We start from the raw sequence: 22,455 nt of genomic DNA, 5'->3' as shown, positions 1-22,455 counted from the left end.
CCGTCGACGCCGCCGGGGCCGGTCCCTCAGCGGGTGGAACCCGACCGTCCGGTCACCTCGGTCCGTCGCGCAGCTGCCGGTTGTCCTTCTTCGCCCAGCCGACCGCCGCCGTGGCCAGGAACAACACCCCGCCGAGCACGGCGATCCAGAACAGGCCCTTGATCACGAACCCGATGATCGCCCCACCGACCGTGATCACCAGCCAGAGCGCGAGCAGCCCGAGAACGACTTTCCACCACATGTCGGCTCACCTCGTCACGAGTCCGGATCGGGTCCCGGGCACCTTCCCGGCGACGACCCCGCGCGGTACCGGCGGTCGGACCGACCTCCGGTGAACCGCCCCGGCGGTCCGGCCGGGACCGGGGCCGCCTCCCCAGCATCCCACAGCCGCCACGCTGTGACGCCCCGTGCGGGGAAAACGAAGGCGTGGTGCGCCGGAGTCAGACCCCTTTGGCGGAACCGGACCTCTCCGGTGCGGCGAGTTCGCCCCGCGCCGCGCGCGCGGCGATGTCGGTGCGGTAGTGCGCCCCAGGCAGGTGAACCGTGCCCACCCTGCGGTAGACCTCCGCCCGCGCGGTCTCCAGGTCCCGTCCGGTGGCGACCACGGACAGCACCCTGCCCCCGGCGGAGAGCACACCGCCCTCGGTCCCGGTGCGGGTTCCCGAGTGCAGTACCCCCGGCGCGTCGGCACCGCCGACGACCTCGTCCACCCGGGGAGGGCCCGGGTAGCCCTCGGCCGCCAACACCACCGTGACGGCGGCCCCCGGTTCCCACTCCGGTTCCGGGGCGGCGGCCAGTTCACCCCGCGCCACCGCCCCCAGTAGCCGCGACAGCGGCGTGCGCAGCAGCGCGAGCACGGCCTGCGTCTCCGGGTCACCGAACCGACAGTTGAACTCGACGACCTGCGGCCCGGAGGAGGTCAACGCCAAGCCCGCGTACAGCAGTCCCGAGAACGGGGTGCCACGCGCGGCCAACTCGTCCACGGTGGGCTGGACGATGGTGCGCACCACCTCCTCCACCAGCCCCTCCGGGGCCCACGGCAGGGGGGCGTAGGCGCCCATACCACCGGTGTTCGGCCCCACGTCGCCGTCGCCCACCCGCTTGAAGTCCTGGGCGGGCAACAGCGGACGCACCGTCGTGCCGTCGACCAGGCAGAACAACGAGGCCTCGGGCCCGTCCAGGAAGGACTCCAGCAGCACCGGGTGGCCGTCCTCCAGCAGCTTCAGCGCGTGCGCACGTGCGGCGTCGAAGTCCTCGGTGACCAGCACCCCCTTGCCACCGGCCAGCCCGTCGTCCTTGACCACCCAGGTGGGGCCGAAGTTGACCAGGGCCGCGTCCAGCTTGGCGGGGTTGTCCACCCGTTCGCTGTGCGCGGTCGGAACGCCCGCGGAGACCATGACGTCCTTGGCGAAGGCCTTGGATCCCTCGATCCGCGCGGCGGCTCCGGAGGGACCGAAGCAGGCGACGCCGGCGGCCCGTACCGCGTCGGCGACCCCAGCCACCAGCGGGGTCTCCGGCCCGAAGACCACCAGATCGGCCCGCCACCACACGGCGAGTTCGGTCACCGAGTTCGGGTCGGCGACGTCGACCGGGTAGGACTCGGCCAGTGTCGCGGTTCCCGCGTTGCCGGGCGCGCAGGCCAGCGCGGTCACATCCGGATCCCGGGACAGCGCCAGCACGATCGCGTGTTCCCTGCCGCCTGCACCAATGACGAGGATGCGCACGCTCCGCAGCGTAAAGCTTCGGGGACCGGCACCGACCCCCGCCCCCTCCGAACGGAGCAGTCCGGTCAACAGGAGTTCACCGTTCCGTAGGTGTACGTAAGTACACATTTGATCGCGGCGTTGCCCGACATACGGGATACTTCACCCTCATGAGTCATTCCAGACCCACCGAGGAGGTCGTGTCCGTGCGGAGCGGAACCAGATCGCGCACCGGCGCCCTGCTGTGCGCACTCGCCCTGTCCGTGTGCTCGGCGGTCGCGCTCGCCCCACAGGCCGGAGCCGACCGACCCGGCCACCACGGCCGGGGGCATCCGGGCGGCGAGAGCCTGGTGGAGGTGTTCGGCCACCGGGGCGCCTCCGGCTACCGCCCGGAGCACACGCTGGCCTCCTACGAGCTGGCCGCCCGCATGGGAGCCGACTACATCGAACCGGACCTCGTGCCCACCAAGGACGGCGCGCTGGTCGCCCGCCACGAGAACGAGATCAGCGGCACCACCGACGTGGAGCAGCACCCCGAGTTCGCCGACCGCAGGACCACCAAGGTCGTCGACGGTAACGAGGTCACCGGCTGGTTCACCGAGGACTTCACCCTGGCCGAGCTGAAAACCCTGCGGGCCACCGAACGCCTCCCCGAGCTCCGGCAGGAGAACACGATCCACGACGGGCGTTACGAGATCCCCACCCTGCAGGAGATCATCGACCTCAAACGGGAGCTCTCCCGCGAGCTCGGCAGGCGGATCGGCCTGGCCCCCGAGATCAAACACCCCAGCTACTTCCGCTCGGCCGGGCTCGCCGTGGAGCCCCGGCTGGTGTGGGCGCTCAACCGCAACGGACTGAACACCCCCTGGGCCAAGGTCGCCGTCCAGTCCTTCGAGGTGGGCAACCTCCAGTGGCTGCACAGGCGACTGCGGGTCGACCTGGTGCAGCTGGTGTGGAGCAGCGGCGCCCCCTACGACTTCGTGGACAGCGGTGACCCCCGCACCTACGCGGACATGGTCACCCCGGAGGGGATGCGTGACATCGCGAAGTACGCGGACTGGGTGGCTCCGGTCAGCACCATGATCCTGCCCCGCGACGAACGGGGGTACCTCACCGAACCCACCCGGCTGGTGGACAACGCCCACGAGGCGGGACTGAAGGTGGTCACCTACACGGTGCGGGCCGAGAACACCTTCCTGCCCGCCGACTTCCGGAGCTCCGGAGGCGAAGCCGACCACGGGGACGTGTTCGGCTTCCTCGACGCCCTGTTCGCCACCGGCGTCGACGGGGTCTTCGCCGACCAGCCCGACCTCGCCGTGCGGGCCAGGGACGCCTGGCACTCCCGCGCGGAGTGACCGATCGTCTCCCCGGTGCGTGCGGCGGGGCCCCGCCGCACGCACCGCGGGCCACGCGGAAGCGGACGCGGAACCGTCTCAGGCCATGGCGTGGCGCACGATCGTCTGGTCCCGGCCGGGGCCGACACCGATGGCCGAGACCCGCGCCTGGGCCAGCTCCTCGATCCGCTCGACGTAGGCCCGTGCGTTGGCGGGCAGGTCCTCGAAGGTGCGGGCCTGGCTGATGTCCTCACGCCAGCCGGGCATCTCCTCGTACACCGGCACCGCGTGGTGCACCCCGGTCTGGGTCATCGGCATCTCCGAGGTGCGCATCCCGTCCACGTCGTAGGCCACGCAGACCGGCACGGTCTCCAGCCCGGACAGCACGTCCAGCTTGGTGAGGAAGTAGTCGGTGATGCCGTTGACCCTGGTGGCGTAGCGCGCGATCACCGCGTCGAACCAGCCGGTGCGCCGGTCCCTGCCGGTGTTCACCCCGACCTCCCCGCCGACCCTGCGCAGGTTCTCCCCGGCGGCGTCGGTGAGCTCGGTGGGGAACGGTCCCGAACCGACCCGCGTGGTGTAGGCCTTCAGGATCCCGATGACCGAGCTGATCCTGCTCGGGCCGATCCCGGCTCCCGCGCAGGCCCCGCCCGCCGTGGGGTTGGAGGAGGTCACGAACGGGTAGGTGCCGTGGTCCACGTCCAGCAACGTGCCCTGCGACCCCTCCAGCAGGAGCGTCTCGCCGCGCTGGAGCGCCTCGTCCAGCATCAGCTTCGTCTCGGCGATTCGCCCGGCGAAACTCTCCGCCTGGGACAGCACCGTGTCGACCACCTCGTCCGGATCCATGGCGCGCCGGTTGTAGACCTTGACCAGCACCTGGTTCTTGTACTCCAGCGCGGCCTCGACCTTCTGGCGCAGGATCTTCTCGTCCAGCACGTCCTGGGCGCGCACGCCGACGCGGGCGACCTTGTCCTGGTAGCAGGGGCCGATACCGCGCCCGGTGGTGCCGATGCGCTTCTTGCCCAGGTAGCGCTCGGTGACCCTGTCGATGGCCACGTGGTACGGCATCACCAGGTGCGCGTCGGCGGACAGCGACAGCTTGGAGGTGTCCACTCCCCGGGACTCCAGCCCCTCCAGCTCCTCCAGCAGCGCCTCCGGGTTGACCACCACGCCGTTGCCGATGACGTTGTGCACCTCGGGGCTGAGGATGCCGGAGGGGATCAGCTTCAGCGCGAAGTCCTGCCCGTCCGGCAGCACCACGGTGTGCCCGGCGTTGTTGCCTCCCTGGTAGCGCACGACCCACTGCGCCTGCTCGCCGAGCAGATCGGTCGCCTTACCCTTTCCCTCGTCGCCCCACTGGGCGCCGATCAACACGATTGCCGGCATGTGAAACTCCAACCTGTCACTGGAGGCGGTCTGTGCAACGGATAACGGCGGGTCATCGCTGTGGGTGGCCACGTGTGCGCCGCCACGCCAGGAAGGCCCGGCACCTGCCACTGCCGGTCGATCAGGGTAAACCAGGAGCGTAACGTGACTACCACCGCACTATCCTGCGGAAACGTCGACCACGGAACACGCCCGGAACGGGCGGGACTGCGGTGGTTCGACCTGCCGGCGCAACCGCGACGTGAGGACGTCGACCCGATCCTGGCCGAAACGACCGACCGGGTGATCGTGCACGGCACCGACGCCGACCTCGCGGCGGTGGTGCTGCGGCTGCTGCGCAGGGATCTGCTGTCCACGCTCGCCGTGGGCTACGTCCCGGTGGTGACGTCTCCCGCCAGCGCATTGTGGGGCATACCGGTTGGTAACTTCGAACAGGCCCTGGATTCCCCGCCCACCCCCTCCCCGCTGGTCAGGGACGACTCCGGGGGAGTGCTGTTGGGACGCGGCGTCATCACCCCGATCACCGGGCAGGTCTACTGCGACGACCGGCGGATGCTGCACGGCTCGGCGCGGGCGGTGGAGGTGTTCCCCGATCCCGCCGCACCCGCCCTGCCCGAACCGACCGACGACCCGCTGACCACCCTGCCCGCTCCCGTGGAGACCGGCCTCACCACCAGGGTCACCCACAGGGGGCTGCTGCGTCGGCGGCGCGAGACCGCCGGCGGGCGCGCGATGCAGGCCGGTTTCGAGTCCGCCACGGTCCACCGGGACGGCGTCGCCCACCCCCGGCCGCTGACCCGGTGCGCCTGGTACCGGCACACCAGGGACCTGCTGCTGGTCCGCCCGTGAGACGCCGCGCTCGGCGAGCTTCGGCGGCTCGTCCGGAGGGATCGCTCACTGATCCGGCGTCTTGCACGACCGAGATCGGGACCGGGATGATCGGGGCGACCCCGTCCTGGAACGGAGACCGACCATGCGCTCCACGAGACCGTGTCTGGCACTGGCCGTGCTGCCGGTTCTGGCGACCGTGGCCTGCGCCGGCCAACCGGACGCGAGCGTGTCCGAGTCCGCCCCGCCGGGGATCCCGAGTCCGGCGCGCGCCACCGAGCTGCTGGAGTCCACCGAGGTCGCCCCCACAGGTTCGATGGACGGTTACGACCGGGACCGCTTCCCGCACTGGAGCGCGGCCGAGGGGAAGAACTGCAACGTGCGCGAACGCGTCCTCATCCGGGACGGCTCGGACGTCTCCACCGGAGAGGACTGCTATCCCACCGCGGGCGAGTGGGACAGCTGGTACGACGACGGCACGTGGACCGACCCCGCCGACCTGGACATCGACCACGTGGTGCCGCTCGCGGAGGCGTGGCGCTCCGGGGCCTCGGCCTGGAGCACGGACGAACGCGAGGACTTCGCCAACGACCTGGACCGGCCCCAGCTGGTGGCCGTGACCGACAACGTCAACCAGTCCAAGGGGGACGACCCGCCCCACGAGTGGATGCCCCCGGACGAGAGTGTCCACTGCGGATACGCTGCCGCCTGGGTGCGGGTCAAGCACGACTGGGAACTGACGGTCACCTCCGAGGAACGCGCGGCGCTGCTCGACGTGCTCCGGGACTGCTGAGAGAACCCACCGGCTCGCCCGTTCACTCCTGTTCGGGGTGCAGGGAGGGCAGCGCCTCCAGCGCCTCGGAACGGTCCAGGCCGGTGGCCTGGAGCAGGTCCACCGCTATCGACCGGATCTGCAACACCACCACCTGCATCGAGAAGTCCGTCTCGGACAGCAGGCGCACGGTGGTGCGCCGCGCCACCGCGCGGGCCGCCTCCCGCGCCCGCACCGGCTCCGCCCCGTCGGCCAGCTCGTCCCGCAGCAGCACCACCGCCCCGGCCAGTTCCTCCAGCATCCCCGGCAGCGGGCGGGGAACCCGCTCGTGGTCCCGCAGCGCAGCCAGGGCGCGCCGCGCCAACACCCTGGTGTTGCGCAGCGCCCGGTCCACCGGGGACGAGGCGGTCTGGTAGCGCTCCAGGTCGGCGCGCCGGTGCCAGCGGATCGGGGCGAAGCGGGCGATCTCGCTGCCCGTGGCCAACGCCGAACGCAGTTCCTCCACCGAACGCTGACTGCGGCGCGCCCGGGCCAGCACGTCCGAAGCCGCCTCCACGTCCTCCCCGGCCATCGCCGCGGACACCCCGCGCAGCGCGTCGGCCAGTTCCCCCAGCACCACGCGTCCGTGGCGGTGGGCCACGGCCAACGGGTTCTGCGGCAGCAGGGCGGCCACGATCAGCCCGACCAGCCCGCCGATCGCGGCGTCGACCATGCGGTTGAGCCCCCCGGCCGTGGCCGGGGGCAGCAGCGTGGCCACCAGCACCGAGGAGGAGGCGGCCTGCATGACGATGACCCCGCCGGCGTCCAGCAGCACCGCCGTGCCCATGGCCAGGGCCACCACCAGCGCGATCTGCCAGGGTCCGGTGCCGATCACCGAGATCAGCACGTCGCCCACTCCGACGCCCACGCTGACCCCGGCGACCAGTTCGAGTGCCCGGCGCAACCGCTGCCCCAGGGAGACCCCCAGGGCGATCACCCCGGCGATCGGGGCGAAGAACGGTTGCGGGTGTCCGACCACCTGTCGGGCGATCAGCCAGGCCAGCCCGGCGGCCACGGCACACTGCACGATGGGGATGCCGGTGCGCAGCAGACGCCGTATCCGCCTGCCGAGTTCCTCGCGCAATCGCTGCACGGAGGCATTGTCCGTCACCGCCCCACCGCCCCGAACCACCAGGACTCGCCGTCCCGACCGTCGGCACGAGGAGTCCCGGCCGGATCAGTCGAGACCGGTGGCCTCCAACGCGGCCGGGTCGCTGTCGGACAACAGCTGGCGGCAGCGTTCGTACTCGTCGTCCTCGCCGATGGCCCGCGCCGCCTTGGCCAGGGCCGCCACCGAACGCAGCACGCCCTGGTTCGGACGGTGACTCCACGGGACGGGGCCGAAGCCCTTCCACCCCGCCTTCCGCAGTGCGTCCAGTCCCCGGTGGTAGCCGGTGCGGGCGTAGGCGTAGGCGGCCACGGTCTCCCCGGACTCCAGGGCGAGTTCGGCCAAGCGCGCCCACGCGGCGCTGTAGGTGGGGTGGCGGGCGGCCACGTCGGTGGCGGAGTTGCCCTCGTCGAGATCGGCCTGGGCCGCGCTGTCCTCCGGCAGGAAGGTCTCCGGAGGTTCCAACAGGTTTCGTTGTGACGTCATGGTCACATCCTGCCAGCGCCTCCCGGGCCGGTTCCGCCCGCCGAACGCGCCGGAGCGAACCGGTGGTTCAGGACACCCAGCTTCCGGTGAGCGGTGTCCACTCCCGCACGGTGGTCTCGGCGATCACTCCGGCCTCGGTGTAGGGATCCGCGGCGAGCAGGGAGTCCAGTTCGTCCCGGTCGGCCGTGGCGTACACCAGCAGCCCCCCGGTACCGTCGGCGAGGGGTCCCCCGGCGAGCAGCACCCCGCGCTCGGCCAGCGAGCGGGCGTAGTCCCTGTGGGCGGGCCGGGTCCGTTCGAGCAGCTCACGGTCCGAGGTGTAGCGGATCTCTACGACGAATGTGGTCATGTGCGGTCCCCGGTAACAGGATGTTGTAACAAGTTACTTGCGGACCCTACAGGGAAAGCAGACGCACCCCCGACGAGGAAGGTACCTTGCGGAACCGTGATCGGGGACGGAACCAGCGGAGTCGAACGCTCGGTCGAGCGCACTCTCGGCCACCTACGCACCCTGGACGCGGCGGGCCAGCCGGAGGAGGAGCAGGTCCCGAACGCGCCGCTGACGCTGGAGGACCTCTACCGGCAGCAGCGGATGCGCATGGTGCGGCTGGCGATTCTGCTGGTGGACGATCCGGCCACGGCGGAGGACGTGGTCCAGGAGGCCTTCACCGGGCTGTACCGCAACTGGACGCAGCTGCGGGACGCCAGGGCCGCCGTGGGGTATCTGCGCACGGCCGTGGTCAACGGCAGTCGTTCCGTGCTGCGGCGCCGCAGGACGGCCCGGGAGTACCAACCCCCGCACCAGCCCGACGCGCGTTCCGCCGAGTCGCTGGCGATGCTGTCGACCGAGCACCAGGCGATCGTCAAGGCACTGGGGCACCTGCCGCGTAGGCAGCGCGAGGTGCTGGTGCTGCGCTACTACGGGAACCTGTCCGAGGGCGAGATCGCCGAGGCCACCGGGGTGTCCAAGGGGACGGTGAAGTCGACGGCCAGCAGGGCGCTGGAGGCCTTGCAGAAGCACCTGGGCACGTCCTGAGTCGTGGATCCGCCGGGGGATTCGGATGCCGGTGCGTGAGCCGGGGATGTGTCACGGTTCGGAGGCCGTCGGGCACGGATCTCGGACGCCGAGTCGCGCCCCCTCGGAAAGGACCGCCCCGTTCCAGTAGGTTGGCCCCGTGGCGGACGAACACTCGGAACTGCGCGCCTCGGACGCCGACCGCGAACGCGTCGCGGCCGTGCTCGGCAGGGCCTTCGACCAGGGGCGGATCACCCTGCACGAGTTCGACGAACGGATGGCCGAGCTGTACCGCACGCGGACCTACGGGGAGCTGACCCCCCTGGTCGCCGACCTTCCCGAGGCCGGAGAGGGTGCGGCGCACGGGCTCGTGGCACCGTCGTCGGAGTCCGTCGAGGCACCGGAGCCGGTCGGGGAGTCGCGCCGGGCGGTGGCCGTGCTCGGTGCCAGCCTGCGGCGGGGGCGGTGGCGGATCGCCTCGCGGTTCTCGGCGTTCGCGTTCTGGGGCGGCGGCAGGATCGATCTGCGCGAGGCGTCCTTCTCCTCCACCGAGACGGTGATCCGCTGCTTCGCCGTCATGGGTGGGGTGAAGGTGTTCGTGCCCGAGGACGTGGAGGTCCGGGTGCGGGGTGTCGGCCTCATGGGGGGCTTCGACAGGCACGTGCCCCCACCCACGGCCCGGAGTTCGAAACGGGTGACCGTGTCCGGGCTGGCTTTCTGGGGCGGGGTGAAGGTGCGTCGCGTACCCCGTAAGAAGCGGTAGCGGTAGCGGCGGTCTCCCGTCGGGTGGGAGTGCTCTCCCGCGGAGTGAATCGATACAGCCACCTGTTCCCCCAAAAGAGCGGCGAACACCACGTGTGCGACAGGTGGTGTAGACCAAAGTAAGGTCGGTGTCGCAGTATCGACCACGAACCCGAAACACCCGCCCGGCAACACGGGGCGCCCGACGCCACCGGAGGACGAGCGGCCCACGGCACCGCCGAGCGCCCCTGGAAGGAACTCCGACACCGTGATCACCGAACCAACCGGGCCGTCCGTCCTCGGCGGCCGGATCGTCACCGACGAAGGAATCCTGGACAACGGCTGGATCCGCATCGCCGACGGCACGATCGCCGAAGTCGGCGAGGGAACACCCCCAGCCGAACCGTCGGGGGACCTCACGGGCCGATGGATCGTGCCGGGGTTCGTGGACATGCACTGCCACGGCGGCGGAGGCGGTTCGCTGACCAGCCGCCGTCCCGAACAGATCGACAGGACCGTCGCGACCCACCGCTGTCACGGAACGACGACGATGCTGGCCAGCCTGGTCACCACCTCGCTGCCCAACCTGCACGAACAGATCAGGAGCCTGCTGCCCGCCGTCCGGGCCGGGCACCTGGCCGGGATACACCTGGAGGGACCGTTCCTGTCCGCCGTGCGGTGCGGTGCCCACGACACCACGATGCTGCGCCGTCCCGACCGCGAGTCCGTGGAAAGCCTGCTGGCCACGGGCGAGGGAGCCGTCCGGATGGTCACCCTCGCCCCCGAGCTGGACGGCTCGGTGGAGGCGATCCGGCTGCTGTCCGAGTCCGGCGTCATCGCGGCCGTGGGTCACACCGACGCCCTCGCCGAACAGGTGGCACCGGCCGTGGACGCCGGGGCCACCGTGGCCACCCACCTGTTCAACGGGATGCGCCCGCTGCACCATCGGGAACCGGGACCGGTGGGGACCCTGCTCGCCGACGAACGGGTCACCGTCGAACTGATCTGCGACCTGGTGCACCTGCACCCGACCGTGGCCCGGCTGGTGGCCCGCTACGCGGGCACGGGACGCACCGTGGCGGTCACCGACGCGATCAGCGCCACCGACGCCGGTGACGGCCACTACGAACTGGGCGATCTTCCGCTGACCGTCTCCGGCGGGGAACCCCGGCTGGCCGACGGCTCCCTGGCGGGCAGCACGCTGACCATGGACACCGCCCTGCGCAACCTGGTGCACAGCTGCGGACTCGACATCACCGAGGCGGTGGCCGCCTGCTCCACCAGACCCGCCGAACTGCTCGGTCTCTCCGACCGCCTGGGCTCGATCCGGGCGGGGCTGGCCGCCGACCTCGTGGTGCTCGACGAACGGCTCCGACCCCTTGAGGTGTACAAGAACGGCTGCCGGGTCACCACCGAGGTGCCGGGCTGACCACCCGCCCCGGAGCACCGACCGTGCCCCGACGGAGTTCTAGAGTGAGGGTATGAGCGCCTCGGAGCGGGACGAGAAACCACCGGAACGGATACTGTCCGCGGCGCTGCACGCCCAGGCCGCGGGTGGTGCCCAGCCCACCCCGGAGGCACAGGCACCTCCCGCGCCGGAGAAACCGCCCCGGCTGCCGGTACTGCGGGTGCTGCTGACGGCCCTGCTGCTCGGAATCCTCGCGGGTGGCCTCGCCGGGGCGATCACCCTGCTCTGACCGCCGTGGGCGGCGCTGCCGGAGAGCCGACCCTCGGCCTCAGCTCACCCGGGTGATCTCCTCGGTGGGAGCCTCGTCCGAGCCCCGCCCGCGCAACGCCAGGTGCTCGCCGACCAGCACGGCGGTCACCGCCCCCATCCCGAGCAGGAAGAACAACACGACGGTGCCCACGTCCCCGGAGGGGGCCATCAGGGTCCTGCTCTCCTCGCCCTGCCACGGCCACAGGGCACGCAGGCACCCGGCCATCACCCCGGTCATCACCACCAGCGTCCTCCGCCGGTGATGGTCGAGCAGCCACTGCAACAGCTTCACGAACAGACCCAGTCCCACGACCGCCCCGAGGGCGAACGTCGCGATGTAGCCCAGGTCCCGGTCGTTGAGCGCCGAGAGCGTCGGCTCGTACAAGCCCAGCGTCAGCAGAAAGAACGAACCGGACACCCCGGGAAGCACCAGCGCGCAGACCGCCACGGCCGCCGCCAGCGCCACGAAGAGCGGGTTCGGCGAGACCGAGGTCGGCGGCAGACTGGTCAGCACGAAGGCGAGCGCGGCCACCAGCACGGCGGTGACCACCTCCGAGAACCGCCAGGACCTGCCGACCATCGAGATCGGCACCCACAGTGAGGCCAGCACCAGCCCGAAGAACACCGCCCGCGCCGAGACCGGGTGCTGCTCCAGCACCGGCTCCAACAGCTTGGCCGCGAGCAACGCGGCGCACACCAGACCGACCAGCGCCGGAAGCACCACGTCCCAGCGCACCCGCCGCAGTTCGGCTCCGGCACGGGAGAATCCCGCGCCGCGTGGAACATCGACCACGGCGAGCCTGAGCCCGCTGAGCAGGTGACCGGCCGAGCCGATGAGGGCCTCGTAGATACCGGTGACCAGGGCGATGGTCCCGCCGCTGACACCGGGGACGACCTCGGCGGTGCCGATCAGTCCCCCACGGACCAGATGAGCCAGATACGAGCGCGCTGATGTGACCATGACCTGCTTTTCGTTGTGGGACGTCGGACGAGCCAACCGGCTTCCGTCGGCGGTCACCGGCGAGATCCGCACACGGGGTGCTCCCCCGCTGGCCGTCCGGATCACACGGACGCCGGGCGGGGAAAGTGCCCTCATGGTGCCACCAGCCGGTGAACGAGGCGCGTCCAGGGGCGGACGGCTCCGCCCACCAGCACGGGAGGTGGAGGGTCACCACGAGTTCGCCGGGTCGGCGTGTTGTCGGATCCAGGTGTGCATCACGATCCCGGCGGCCACCCCCGCGTTGATCGAACGGGTGGAGCCGAACTGGGCGATGGAGACCACGAGATCGGCCACGCGCCGCGACTCCGCCCCCAGCCCGGGGCCCTCCTGTCCGAACAGCAGCACGCAGGAACGCGGCAGGCTCACCCGCTCGATCGGCTCGGCTCCCGGAGTGTTGTCCACCGCCACGACGCTCAACCCGTGGTGGTCGGCGTAGGAGCGCAGCTCGTCGAGGTCGGGCTGGTGCAGCACGTGCTGGTAGCGGTCGGTGACCATGGCTCCGCGCCGGTTCCAGCGTCGGCGCCCCACGATGTGCACCGCCCGGGCGGCGAAGGCGTTGGCCGTGCGCACGACCGTGCCGATGTTGTGGTCGTGCTGGAAGTTCTCGATGGCCACGTGGAACTCGTGGCGGCGGGCGTCGAGGTCGGCCACGATCGCCGAACGCCGCCAGTAGCGGTACTGGTCCACGACGTTGCGCCGGTCGCCGTGTTCGAGCAGTTCGGGATCGTAGCGCTCGTCGGTGGGCCACTCCCCCTGCCACGGGCCCACCCCCACGGTGGTTCCCCACTCGGTGGGGCCGGGCTCCGAACCTTCGGGGGCGGCGTCCTCGGCCGCCCGAGGTGTGGAGTCGGCGTGGCCGTCGCGGAACCGGACGCTGTCGGTGGTCATCGCTGCTACACGCCCCCGGACGAGTCGACGGGAAACCTTCCGTGAGGGCCGACGAACCCGCTCATGCCAGCCCCAGATCCACCAGCCCCAGCAGTGAGCGGTACGGCAGCCCGGCCCGCTCGATCGCCTCCCGCGCGCCGGTGTCGCGGTCCACCACCGTGGCCACACCGACGACCTCCGCCTCGGCCTCGCGGAGCGCCTCCACGGCGGTGAGCACGCTCTCCCCGGTGGTGGAGGTGTCCTCGACGGCGAGCACACGCCGCCCGGTCACGTCGGGTCCCTCGATGCGGCGTTGCATTCCGTGCTTCTTGGCGTCCTTGCGGACGACGAAGGCGTCGAGCGGGGTGGAGGCGGCGTGCAGCATCGCGGTGGCCACCGGGTCCGCCCCGAGGGTCAGTCCGCCCACGGCGGTGTAGTCCCAGTCGGCGGTGAGCCGCCCCAGCAGTTCACCGATCAGCGGGGCCGCCTCGTGGTGCAGGGTGGCCCGGCGCAGGTCCACGTAGTAGTCGGCCCGCCTGCCGGAGGAGAGCGTGACCTGTTGGCGCACGACCGTGAGTTCCTCGACGAGAGCGGCGAGCCGTTCGCGACGTCGCTGGTCCAGCGTGGTGTGTGCGGGTTGTGCCTCCACGCCGGAAAGCATACCGCCCGCTCGGGCGATCTCCCGCGCCGCTGCCCGCACAGGGTGAACGAGTTGCCTGACAGCGACACGCGCACAATTGCACAAAAATAGAAAAATTCACCCTTTAGGGTGATCCAAAAGGGGAGAACTAATTGAGGAATCCGAGCGGTTACTATTTCCGCCATGACATCAATCGCTGAGATACACCCCATGACGAGCGGACACGTCCCCGAAGTGCTCGAAATCGGAAACCGGGTTTTCGACATTTCGGAGTTCCCGTACTCCACCTGGTCGCTGAGCGCGATAGCCAGGCACCTGGACCAACAACCCGAGGCCTGCCACGTGGCCCTCTTCGAAGGGGCGCCGGTGGGATTCGTGCTGGCCTCCATGCCCTTCCTGAACAACCAGACGTGGGGCCACATCGAGTGGATCGGCATCCTGCCCGCCTTCCAGGGCAGGACACTGGCCACCAAGCTCGGGGACGCGAGCATCCGCGCGCTCTACAACGCCGGAGCCACCCGCATCGTCGCCGACATCGCCACCTCGAACCGGCAGTCCAAACTGCTGGCGCGCTCGCTCGGCTTCACCGAGCTGACCACCGTGAGCCTGTTCAGCGCTCCCACCCTCGAATGGATCAAAACCCCGGAGCGCACCACGGAAACCGTCGCCAGCGAAGCGTGACAGGTGGATCCGGTCGAAGGAGCGGGTTCGTGGGTTCCGCTCCCCCGCCACGGACGTCACGAACCCGCTCCCTCACCGACTCAGCCCGGAGGAAGAACGTCGTCCGCGCGCACCAGAGTCATGATCATGTTCCCGATCTCGGGCATCTCCCGCCACCGGTCCACCACCCGTACGGCGTGCTCGGCCGCCTCCGCGCCCAGGCGGCGCTCGACCTCGTCCCAGTTCCGCCGCAGCCGTTCCAGCAGACGGGGCCACGTGGGGGCGGTGTGCTCGGTGACGTCACGGAACTCGACCGGACGCAGCCCGGCGGACTCCGCGAGTCCGACGTGTCCGCCCAGGGTCTCCAGGGAGACCGCGTCGATCAGCTCGTAGTACTCGGCCGTACGCTGGCGCACCCGCTCGGTGGGCCTCACCCGCGCATAGGGGCTCTCCAGCACCAGCCTCGCGGAGGGACGCAACAGCCGGGCCAGGGCCGGGAACAGCTCGTCCAGCTCGAAGTGCGGCGTGACCTCGAACAGGACCACCGCGTCGAAACTACCCGCCGGAAAAGGAGGGCGAAGCGCGTCGGCGCACTCGAACGAGACGAGCCGCTCGACACCGCTGTCCCGGGCGTGCGCGGTCGCGGCCCGCAGGGCCCGCCGGTTGACGTCGATGCCGGTGACCCGCGCGCCGGTGCGCGCGGCGAGGGACACGGCGGGACGGCCGTTGCCGCATCCCACGTCGAGCACCCGACTTCCGGGGCCGACCCGCAGCCGGTCCGTGACGACCTCGGTGAGTCTGGCCGCCGCCCGCTCCGGCGGGGTGTCGTCCTCGGGATCGTCCCAGTAGCCGTTGTGCAGGTCCGGTCCCCAGTACTTCTCCAGCAGCGGGGCGAACACGTCGTAGGCGTCCTCGGTGGCGCGGCCGACGAGTGTGCTCTCCCGCCGCGGTCCTTCCGTCATGAGGCGACTCCGGTTCCGCGGTCTCCGCCGAACGAACCGGAAGCGTGTTCCGCCACCGCCGCGTCCGGAGAATCTTTCCGCGTGTTCGTGGTTTCGTGGAAAACACCCTCGAACCGATCGGGGGTGTTCGCGGAAAATAACAGCTTTTCCGGGAACCGGAACCATCCCCCCGCACCCCAAATGCGATCAGAATTCACATTAATGGGGTGGCCGGGATTCCGCGCGGAACCCCGGCCACCCCTCGGTACGGAAAACACCCGAGTCAGGTGCGGTCCGGGGCCGTCCTGGTCACCAGCAGGCGCTGCAGTCCCTTCGGCACCAGCTTCCCCAGCGCCACCAGCGCCTTGTACTGCACACCCGGGATCGAGACCACGCGCCCCCCGCGCAGGTCACCCAACGCCTCGTGTACCACCGTGTCCGCGTCCAGCCAGAACGCCTTCGGCAGCCGGTCCATCTCCAGCCGGGCGCGCTGGTGGAACTCGGTACGGGTGAACCCGGGGCACAGCGCCATCACACGCACCCCGCTGCCGGCCAGCGACGCGGCGAGCCCTTCGGAGAAGGTGGTCACCCAGGACTTCGTGGCCGCGTAGGTGGAGCCGGACATCGGGAAGAACCCGGCCACGCTGGACACGTTGAGCACGTCCCCGCGTCCGAGCTTGCGCATCACCGGCACGGCGGCACGGGTCAGGCGCAACACCGCCGTCACGTTCAGGTCGAGCTGGGTCCGCAGGGTTTCGGGCTCGGTCTCCCAGAAGGCCCCCGAGGTGCCGAAACCGGCGTTGTTCACCAACAACTCCACGGGGCGGGTGGCGTCCTCCAGACGCTGCTCCACCTCGCGCAGGGAGGAGTCCTCGGTGAGATCCGCCGGGAGCACCTCGCTGCTCGTGCCGTAGCGTTCGCGCAGCAGCTCCGCCAGGGAACGCAACCTCTCGGCGTCGCGGGCGACCAGCACCAGGTCGTATCCTTCCGCGGCGAGCCGGCGGGCGAAAGCCCGACCGATGCCCGCCGTCGCACCTGTCACGAGAGCGGTAGACATGGCCCGCACCCTACCGGCGTGCCGCGGGCGGCCCCGCACACGAGAACGGTTTCCGCCGCTGCCGGGACGGACCCGCGCGTTGCCGGCCCCGTCAGGAGGTGCCGTCCCGCACGGTGTCCTCGGAGTCGGTGGGTCCGCCGTCCTCGTCCCGTTCCGTCTCCTCGTTGGGGTCCACCTCGAACGGGTCGACCAGGTCGGCCAGCTTCCCCAGGGCACGCAGCGCGCTCTCCAACCGGGTGGGATCGGCGGCATGCGGTTCCAGCGCCGCGAGCACCCAGTCGTTCTCGGCCCACACCACGGTGACGTCCTCGTCGAACTCCTCGACCACGTCCACCACGTCGGGGGTGACCAGGGGACGGGCCGTGGCCACGTCACCGACGAAGGCGTAGCGCGAGCCGACCGGGCCGAGCAGGTCCAGTTCGGAGTCCCGGGGAACGGGAACCTCGGGAAGCCACAGCTCCAGGGTGGTGGCGATGGACCTGCGGCACCGCAGCCCGACCAGCACGGCGACCGTTCTGCCCGCCATGACCAGGTCGAGCACCGACACCTGTCGTCGACCGTCCGCGGTGAACGTCGACCCCACCACGATGTCGGTGGCCACGGCCCCGCCGTACTGGGGCAGCAGTCCGTGCTGCCACTTGCTCGGCAGCACCTGGTCGTACTCGGCGAACTGCCATCCGCGCAGTGCCGCCCAACGTCGTCTCTCCCGGTTCTTCGCCGTTCGCCGCGCGCGGTCGGTGATCAGCAGCGCGACGCCCGCCCCGATCGCGACGGCCGCCACGACGAACCAGCCCCATGCAGGTATGCCCACACGCGCAGGGTAGTCCGCCACGCGATCACTGCGAAGATCACCTTCCCCGGAGAGGAACGGTTTCCGACACCCGGTGGAGGCCGAGGGCACGCCCGCACCCTCGCTACTCACTCTTTCGAGTGATCCGGGGCGGGCCCCTCCTCGCACATCCGGCGCAGCTCCTCCCACTCCGGAGCCTGTCCGGGCAGCGGGACGCAGGCCTCCCGCAGTCCGGGCAGCACCAGGGTCAGGTACCGCGCGCGCAGCTCGGCCCGCCGGGACTCGTCCGTGGCCAGCGGCGGGTTCAGGTGCTTGAACAGCACGAACACGTCGGCCGCCCGCAGGTCCGCGCGCAGCTCTCCCGCGTCCTGGGCGGCGGTCACGATCCGTTCCACCAGCGAGATCATCCGGCTGCGCAACCGCAGCAGCTCCTCCGAGAACCCCTCGCACCCTCCGTGTGGGGGAAGCACCACCCCGATGCCGGTGTGCTCCCGCAGGCAGCCGTACATGAACCGCCGCAGCACCTCCCAGGGCTCGGACTCCCGCGCCAGGGCGTCCTCGGCCTCCTCGATGATCCGGGAGGTACTGGCTATCCGCACCTGTTCGGCGAGTTCCCGCTTGCTCGGGTAGCGGCGGTAGATGCTGGCCACCCCGACCTCGGCGATCCGGGCGATCTCGGAGATCGGGGCCGCGAAACCGTACTGGGTGAACACCTCGCGGGCGGCGGCGATCACGCGCTCGTCGTAGTCGGTCGCTGGTCGGGTTGTGGGCATAGCCACATGCTACCCCGAACCGGAATGTTCCCCTCCGGAGACGTGTTGCCGAAGCGGAATAATCCGTTCCGGTGAGGAGAACCATGCCGACAGAACCGGCGGTCGACACCGCCTCCCCACCGTCCCCCCGACCCCGGCGCGCCCTGTCCCAGACGGGCTCGTTCGCCCTCGCCGCCACCGTGCTGGCGGTGTTCCTCGCGGCCTCCACGGCCCCCTCCCCCATGTACGCCCTCTACCAACGGGAGTGGCACTTCTCCAGCACGGTGCTGACCGTGGTCTTCGCCGTGTACATGGTGGGAGTCCTGGCGGCGCTGCTGCTGTTCGGCTCGTTGTCCGACCAGCTGGGGCGCAGACCCGTGCTGCTCGGGGCCACGGCGCTGGAGGCGGTCTCGCTGCTGGTGCTGGCGTCGGCTCCCGACGTCGGATGGCTGTGCGCGGGACGCGTGCTCCAGGGACTGGCCACCGGTGCCGTGACCAGCGCGGTCAGCGCCACCCTGCTCGACTTCCAGCCCCAGGGCAGTGGGCGCGGCCCGCTGGTGAACGGCAGCGCCGCCGCGGCGGGCATGGCCGTGGGCTCGGTGCTGGCCGGGGCGCTGGTCCAGTTCGCCCCCGCCCCCACCCGACTCAGCTACCTCGTACTCGTCGCCGCCCTGGTGGTCCTGTTCCTGGGAATCCTGGCGATGCCCGAACCGGTGACCGGCCGCCGGGCCGAACTGCGGCGGATCCTGCGCCCGCAACGGCCGACCGTGCCGCGGGGGCGGGGACGGACCTTCGCACTGCTGGCCACCACGATGCTGGCCGCCTGGACGGTCGGGGGGATGTTCATGTCCCTCGGCCCGTCGGTGGCGGCCGGACTGGCCGACAGCGCCCCTCGTCTCGCCGGTGGACTGACCGTGACGGTGCTGGCGGGCGTCGGCAGCCTCGCGCAGGTGCTGGCGGCGGGATGGCACGGCACACGCGCGGTACGACTGGCCGTGGCGCCGCTGGTGGTCGGACTCGCCGCGGTGGCCGGGGCGGTGGTCCTCGACAGCGCCGTGCTGCTGTTCGCCGGATCCCTCGTGCTGGGCGCGGGCTGGGGACTGATGTTCACGGGCGGATTCCGGATGCTCAGCGCCCTGGCCACGCCCGACCAGCGCGCGGGCACCTCGGCGATGATCTACGTGGTGGCCTACCTGTCCGCCGGGGGATCCAGCATTCTGCTCGGCTACCTGACCACACTGTTCGGACTGGACGCCGCCACGATCGTGTTCGCCGTGGCGGCGGCGACGTTCACGGTGCTCGCCGGGGTGGGAAGCGGCCGGCTGCGGTGACGACCACTCCGACGGCCGCACCCAACGGGTTCGCCGCCCACCGTCCACCGGGTGCGGACACCGCCCGGTGTCCAGACTGGGCCACATGCTGCACCTGCGCGTGGTCTGCTCGGCGCACCACACCGACGCCGTACTCGCCCTGCTGCGCGCCGACCTCGGCATCGCCCACCTGGTCGTCACCCGCGAGGTCGCCGTCCAGCCTCCCGGAGACGTGGTCGAGGCGGCCGTGGCCCGCGAAAGCGCCGAGCACGTCCTCGACCAGCTCACCGACCTCGGGGTGGCCCGCACCGGCGAGATCAGCCTCACCGGAATCGACACCCTGGAGTCCGAGACCGCCGAGGCCGTCGAACGCGCGGCTCCCGGAGACGCCGCCGACGCCGTCATCTGGGAGGAGCTCGTGACCACCACCGGCGAGGAGTCCCGCCTCAACGGCGTCTTCCTGGCCTTCCTCGTGCTGTCCTGCCTGTTGGCCGCCGTCGGGGTACTGGCCGACTCCGCCATCACCCTCGTCGGCGCCATGGTCGTCAGCCCCGACTTCGGCCCCCTGGCCGCGCTCGCCGTGGCCGCCGTCGGCAAACGCCGCTCCCTGGCGGGCAGCGCGGGCCTCGCGCTCGGTGTGGGCTATCCTGTCGCCATCCTGGTGACCGTCCTCGGGGCGGCGCTGGCCCGCCTCGCCGGGCTGTTCGACCCGTCCGAGCTCGACCACCTCGGCCGGGCCGCGTTCGTCTACCACGTCGGCCCCTACTCGGTCATCATCTCCCTGCTGGCCGGTGCCGCGGGCATGCTCGCGCTCACCTCGGACAAGTCCGGGGCCCTCATCGGTGTGTTCATCTCGGTGACCACCGTGCCCGCGGCGGGCTTCGCCGCGCTGGCCGCCGTCGCCGGGCACTGGACCCAGTGCGGCGAGGCCTTCCTGCAACTGGCGGTCAACCTCTCCGGCATCACCCTCGCGGCGGTACTCACCCTGTTCCTCCGGCGGGAGCACGTCCTGCCCCGCGCCCACTGACCCGGCGGCTAGCACGAAACGCGTGGTCCCGCCGGAGCACCGCGGGCCGGCTCGAACAGCCCGCCCCGGTAACTGCCGCGTGCGGTGCGCGCGGCCACGGTGGTCCAGGCGAGCACCAGCCCCAGGTAGAGCACCACGGCGGCCACCACGAACAGGACCGAGTGGGTGCGGGTGGCCAAGGCACTGGTGCCGGTGACCACCGTGCCCAGTGGGAAGGTGAAGCTCCACCAGGTCAGCGCGAAGGGCATTCCGACGCGCGCGGTGCGGACGGTGAGCGCGGCGGCCAGCGCGAGCCAGACCACGGCGAAACCCCAGGCGCAGACGCCGTAGAACAGCCCGAGGGCGTCGGCGGCTTCGCCGTAGGGGGCGGGCAGGACGCTCCCGGCCGGGCGGGCCAGCAGATTGACCGCGGTGACGGACTGCCCCAGGGGGCCGAGCACGATCCACACGGTGGGCACGCTCGCGGCGGAACCGGTCTTGTGGTGCACCAGGCGGTGCCAGAGCTGCGGAACGACGAACAGCGTCGCGAACAGGCTGATGCCGAACATCGCGTAGCAGCCCACGAGCATGGTCAGGCGCGGCTGACCCGCGGGCAGGTGTTCGACGAGCAGGGCCCCGTTGGCGGCCGAGACCATGGGAGGCACCACGGGCATCAGCCAGCCGCCGAAGGCGCTGTCACGTGCCAGCCGGTGCGTGGTCATCATCCTGTAGGGAATCCACGCGGTGGTGAACAGGCCGAGGGCGGTACCCGAACTCCACAGTACCCAGTCGACGGCCAGCGCCGGGCCGAGTCCGATCCACTGCTCGCCCAGCAGCAGCGTGCCCGCCCCGACCGTCATCAGCGCCATGGGAGGGGCTCCCCAGAACTGCGCCATGACGGGGTCGTGAGCGTGGCCGCGCGCCGTGTCGGGGTGGCGGGTCCAGTGCACCACCCACGCCACGGTGAGCACGAGGAGCAGCAGCGCGCCCAACGCCCAGACCACGGTCGCCGCCGCGCGCAGCCCGGCGAACCCCACGGGCAGCGTGACCGCGGCGTTGGCGACGATGCCGGTTCCCATGACGGAGGCGAACCAGTTGGGTCCGAGGTGGGCGAAGACCCGCCCCGGGTGGTCGAGCTCCCGCAACGCGCCGAGGCGGCCGGTCGGGACGGTGCTGTCCGCGCGGATCGTGCCGGTCATGCCTCCACCCTGGTCCGCCCGGACGACCTCGGGTAGACCCAGGCCCGTTGGGGATGCATAGGCTGTGCCTATGGCTCGTGGCGTGGTGCGCGGGCTCCGGGCCCGCCCGGCCCGACGGAACGCCACCCCGCCTGTCGCCCACCCGAACGAAGGTTGTGTGCTGTGGACTCCTCCGCCTCCCGACCGCTGCCGCAGCAGGTGCGCGACCTGACCGGATACGACCTACTGCTGAGCGTGGCCGAACTCGGCAGCATCGGACAGGCGGCCCGGGCGCACGGCATGTCCCAGCCCGCCGCCAGCGCCCGACTGCGCCGGCTCGAAGCCGAGGTCGGCACCGCGCTGCTCGAACGCCGCCCCCGGGGAAGCCGGTTGACCACGGCGGGAGAGCTCGTGGCCAGCTGGGCCCAGGCGGCGGTGGAGGCGGCCTCGAACCTGGCCGCCGGTGTCGCGGCGCTGCGCGCCGACCGGCACGGCCACGTCCGGATCGCGGCGAGCCTGACCGTGGCCGAGTACCTGCTGCCGCGCTGGCTGATCGCCCTGCGGGCCACCGACCCCGACACCGTGGTCGCCCTGAACTCGGGCAACTCGGCCGAGGTCGTGGCCGAGGTCCTGGCGGACTCGGTCGACATCGGCTTCGTCGAAAGTCCCGACGTGCCGAGCGGGCTGTCCGCCCGGCGGGTCGCCCGGGACGAGCTCGTGCTGGTCGTGTCGCCCACACACCCCTGGGCCCACCGCCGACGGAGCCCCAGGGCCGAGGAGCTGGCCGCCGCCTCCCTGGTCGGCCGGGAACCCGGCTCCGGCACCCGTCAGGCGCTCGAACGGGCCCTGGAGAAGCAGCTCGGCGTCGAGGCCCCCGCCCCGGCGCTGGAGGTCTCCTCCACCACCGCGATCAAGGCGGCCGTGACCGGAGGGCTCGGTCCCGCCGTGCTCAGCGCGCGTGCCGTGGGCGCGGAACTCGCCGCCGGAACGCTCGTGCGGCTGGACGTCACCGACCTGGACCTGACCCGAACCCTGTGCGCGGTGTGGCCGGAGGGCACCCTCCCGCGCGGGCCGGCGCGTGACCTGCTCGCCATCGCGCTGCGGGAGCAGTGAACGAGCAGGGCG

General features: G+C 71.4%; 25 protein-coding genes. 11 read left to right on the top strand and 14 right to left on the bottom strand.

Annotated elements, in window-relative coordinates:
- Positions 1–52: 52 nt before the first annotated feature.
- Complete coding sequence (locus tag ACTMO_RS0118990) at positions 53–241, bottom strand: hypothetical protein (RefSeq protein ID WP_019856261.1); 189 nt, start codon at positions 239–241, stop codon at positions 53–55.
- Between the two features lie 199 nt (positions 242–440).
- Positions 441–1,724, bottom strand: coding sequence for a phosphoribosylamine--glycine ligase (gene purD, locus ACTMO_RS0118985; protein ID WP_026449410.1), 1,284 nt, complete (start codon positions 1,722–1,724; stop codon positions 441–443).
- A gap of 149 nt (positions 1,725–1,873) precedes the next feature.
- On the opposite strand from purD, the gene ACTMO_RS0118980 reads away from it, so the two are divergent.
- A complete protein-coding gene (locus ACTMO_RS0118980; RefSeq protein ID WP_084792245.1) occupies positions 1,874–3,058 on the top strand; it encodes a glycerophosphodiester phosphodiesterase in 1,185 nt (394 codons plus the stop codon).
- Between the two features lie 78 nt (positions 3,059–3,136).
- Here the strand turns inward: ACTMO_RS0118980 and ACTMO_RS0118975 are convergent, their stop codons facing one another.
- A complete protein-coding gene (locus ACTMO_RS0118975) occupies positions 3,137–4,423 on the bottom strand; it encodes an adenylosuccinate synthase (protein ID WP_019856258.1) in 1,287 nt (428 codons plus the stop codon).
- Positions 4,424–4,567: 144 nt separating this feature from the next.
- Here ACTMO_RS0118975 and ACTMO_RS0118970 point away from each other — a divergent pair, with 144 nt between their 5' ends.
- Positions 4,568–5,272 (top strand): hypothetical protein, encoded by a 705-nt coding sequence (locus tag ACTMO_RS0118970; protein WP_019856257.1) that lies wholly within the window; start codon positions 4,568–4,570, stop codon positions 5,270–5,272.
- 124 nt (positions 5,273–5,396) lie between these two features.
- On the top strand, positions 5,397–6,044 hold the full coding sequence (locus tag ACTMO_RS0118965) for an HNH endonuclease family protein (protein WP_019856256.1): 648 nt from the start codon (positions 5,397–5,399) through the stop codon (positions 6,042–6,044).
- 22 nt (positions 6,045–6,066) lie between these two features.
- On the opposite strand, the gene ACTMO_RS23985 is transcribed toward ACTMO_RS0118965, so the two are convergent.
- From ACTMO_RS23985 to ACTMO_RS0118950, 3 genes are all read right to left on the bottom strand, one after another.
- Complete coding sequence (locus tag ACTMO_RS23985; RefSeq protein ID WP_026449408.1) at positions 6,067–7,155, bottom strand: FUSC family protein; 1,089 nt, start codon at positions 7,153–7,155, stop codon at positions 6,067–6,069.
- Positions 7,156–7,239: 84 nt separating this feature from the next.
- Positions 7,240–7,656: a DUF3151 domain-containing protein gene (locus ACTMO_RS0118955; RefSeq protein WP_026449407.1), complete on the bottom strand. Its 417-nt coding sequence runs from the start codon at positions 7,654–7,656 to the stop codon at positions 7,240–7,242.
- A gap of 67 nt (positions 7,657–7,723) precedes the next feature.
- Complete coding sequence (locus tag ACTMO_RS0118950) at positions 7,724–8,005, bottom strand: YciI family protein (protein ID WP_019856253.1); 282 nt, start codon at positions 8,003–8,005, stop codon at positions 7,724–7,726.
- 96 nt (positions 8,006–8,101) lie between these two features.
- On the opposite strand from ACTMO_RS0118950, the gene ACTMO_RS0118945 reads away from it, so the two are divergent.
- The 4 genes from ACTMO_RS0118945 to ACTMO_RS0118930 all read left to right on the top strand — a co-directional run bounded on the left by ACTMO_RS0118945 (position 8,102) and on the right by ACTMO_RS0118930 (position 11,109).
- Positions 8,102–8,692, top strand: a complete 591-nt coding sequence (locus ACTMO_RS0118945) for a SigE family RNA polymerase sigma factor (protein WP_019856252.1) — start codon at positions 8,102–8,104, stop codon at positions 8,690–8,692.
- A gap of 139 nt (positions 8,693–8,831) precedes the next feature.
- Positions 8,832–9,434, top strand: a complete 603-nt coding sequence (locus ACTMO_RS0118940; RefSeq protein ID WP_019856251.1) for a DUF1707 domain-containing protein — start codon at positions 8,832–8,834, stop codon at positions 9,432–9,434.
- Positions 9,435–9,683: 249 nt separating this feature from the next.
- The gene (nagA, locus tag ACTMO_RS0118935) at positions 9,684–10,841 is read left to right on the top strand and encodes an N-acetylglucosamine-6-phosphate deacetylase (RefSeq protein ID WP_033402084.1); all 1,158 of its coding nucleotides are present in this window, start codon (positions 9,684–9,686) and stop codon (positions 10,839–10,841) included.
- Between the two features lie 52 nt (positions 10,842–10,893).
- Complete coding sequence (locus tag ACTMO_RS0118930) at positions 10,894–11,109, top strand: hypothetical protein (RefSeq protein ID WP_019856249.1); 216 nt, start codon at positions 10,894–10,896, stop codon at positions 11,107–11,109.
- 39 nt (positions 11,110–11,148) lie between these two features.
- Here the strand turns inward: ACTMO_RS0118930 and ACTMO_RS0118925 are convergent, their stop codons facing one another.
- The 3 genes from ACTMO_RS0118925 to pyrE all read right to left on the bottom strand — a co-directional run bounded on the left by ACTMO_RS0118925 (position 11,149) and on the right by pyrE (position 13,657).
- On the bottom strand, positions 11,149–12,090 hold the full coding sequence (locus tag ACTMO_RS0118925; protein WP_026449406.1) for a DUF368 domain-containing protein: 942 nt from the start codon (positions 12,088–12,090) through the stop codon (positions 11,149–11,151).
- A 207-nt stretch (positions 12,091–12,297) separates the two neighbouring features.
- Complete coding sequence (locus ACTMO_RS0118920) at positions 12,298–13,017, bottom strand: TrmH family RNA methyltransferase (protein WP_019856247.1); 720 nt, start codon at positions 13,015–13,017, stop codon at positions 12,298–12,300.
- Between the two features lie 61 nt (positions 13,018–13,078).
- Positions 13,079–13,657, bottom strand: coding sequence for an orotate phosphoribosyltransferase (gene pyrE / locus ACTMO_RS0118915; protein ID WP_019856246.1), 579 nt, complete (start codon positions 13,655–13,657; stop codon positions 13,079–13,081).
- A 162-nt stretch (positions 13,658–13,819) separates the two neighbouring features.
- Between pyrE and ACTMO_RS0118910 the strand changes: the two genes are divergently transcribed.
- Positions 13,820–14,317 (top strand): GNAT family N-acetyltransferase, encoded by a 498-nt coding sequence (locus ACTMO_RS0118910; RefSeq protein WP_245556254.1) that lies wholly within the window; start codon positions 13,820–13,822, stop codon positions 14,315–14,317.
- Between the two features lie 80 nt (positions 14,318–14,397).
- Here the strand turns inward: ACTMO_RS0118910 and ACTMO_RS22090 are convergent, their stop codons facing one another.
- From ACTMO_RS22090 to ACTMO_RS0118890, 4 genes are all read right to left on the bottom strand, one after another.
- The gene (locus ACTMO_RS22090; protein WP_019856244.1) at positions 14,398–15,258 is read right to left on the bottom strand and encodes an SAM-dependent methyltransferase; all 861 of its coding nucleotides are present in this window, start codon (positions 15,256–15,258) and stop codon (positions 14,398–14,400) included.
- A 262-nt stretch (positions 15,259–15,520) separates the two neighbouring features.
- A complete protein-coding gene (locus ACTMO_RS0118900; protein WP_026449404.1) occupies positions 15,521–16,294 on the bottom strand; it encodes an SDR family NAD(P)-dependent oxidoreductase in 774 nt (257 codons plus the stop codon).
- Positions 16,295–16,385: 91 nt separating this feature from the next.
- Complete coding sequence (locus tag ACTMO_RS0118895; RefSeq protein ID WP_033402081.1) at positions 16,386–17,105, bottom strand: type III secretion system chaperone family protein; 720 nt, start codon at positions 17,103–17,105, stop codon at positions 16,386–16,388.
- Between the two features lie 107 nt (positions 17,106–17,212).
- Positions 17,213–17,857 (bottom strand): TetR/AcrR family transcriptional regulator, encoded by a 645-nt coding sequence (locus ACTMO_RS0118890; protein WP_019856241.1) that lies wholly within the window; start codon positions 17,855–17,857, stop codon positions 17,213–17,215.
- A gap of 83 nt (positions 17,858–17,940) precedes the next feature.
- Here ACTMO_RS0118890 and ACTMO_RS0118885 point away from each other — a divergent pair, with 83 nt between their 5' ends.
- Positions 17,941–19,167 (top strand): MFS transporter, encoded by a 1,227-nt coding sequence (locus tag ACTMO_RS0118885; RefSeq protein WP_019856240.1) that lies wholly within the window; start codon positions 17,941–17,943, stop codon positions 19,165–19,167.
- 85 nt (positions 19,168–19,252) lie between these two features.
- Positions 19,253–20,173, top strand: a complete 921-nt coding sequence (locus ACTMO_RS0118880) for a DUF389 domain-containing protein (RefSeq protein WP_026449403.1) — start codon at positions 19,253–19,255, stop codon at positions 20,171–20,173.
- Positions 20,174–20,181: 8 nt separating this feature from the next.
- On the opposite strand, the gene ACTMO_RS0118875 is transcribed toward ACTMO_RS0118880, so the two are convergent.
- Positions 20,182–21,351, bottom strand: coding sequence for a TDT family transporter (locus ACTMO_RS0118875; protein WP_019856238.1), 1,170 nt, complete (start codon positions 21,349–21,351; stop codon positions 20,182–20,184).
- 162 nt (positions 21,352–21,513) lie between these two features.
- Between ACTMO_RS0118875 and ACTMO_RS0118870 the strand changes: the two genes are divergently transcribed.
- Complete coding sequence (locus ACTMO_RS0118870) at positions 21,514–22,443, top strand: LysR family transcriptional regulator (protein WP_019856237.1); 930 nt, start codon at positions 21,514–21,516, stop codon at positions 22,441–22,443.
- Positions 22,444–22,455: the final 12 nt, after the last annotated feature.

Origin of the sequence: Actinopolyspora mortivallis DSM 44261, from assembly GCF_000384035.1 — a bacterium.
GTDB lineage: Bacteria > Actinomycetota > Actinomycetes > Mycobacteriales > Pseudonocardiaceae > Actinopolyspora > Actinopolyspora mortivallis.
Note: the sequence above shows the minus strand (reverse complement) of the source record. Positions and strands in the feature narration are given on the sequence as shown.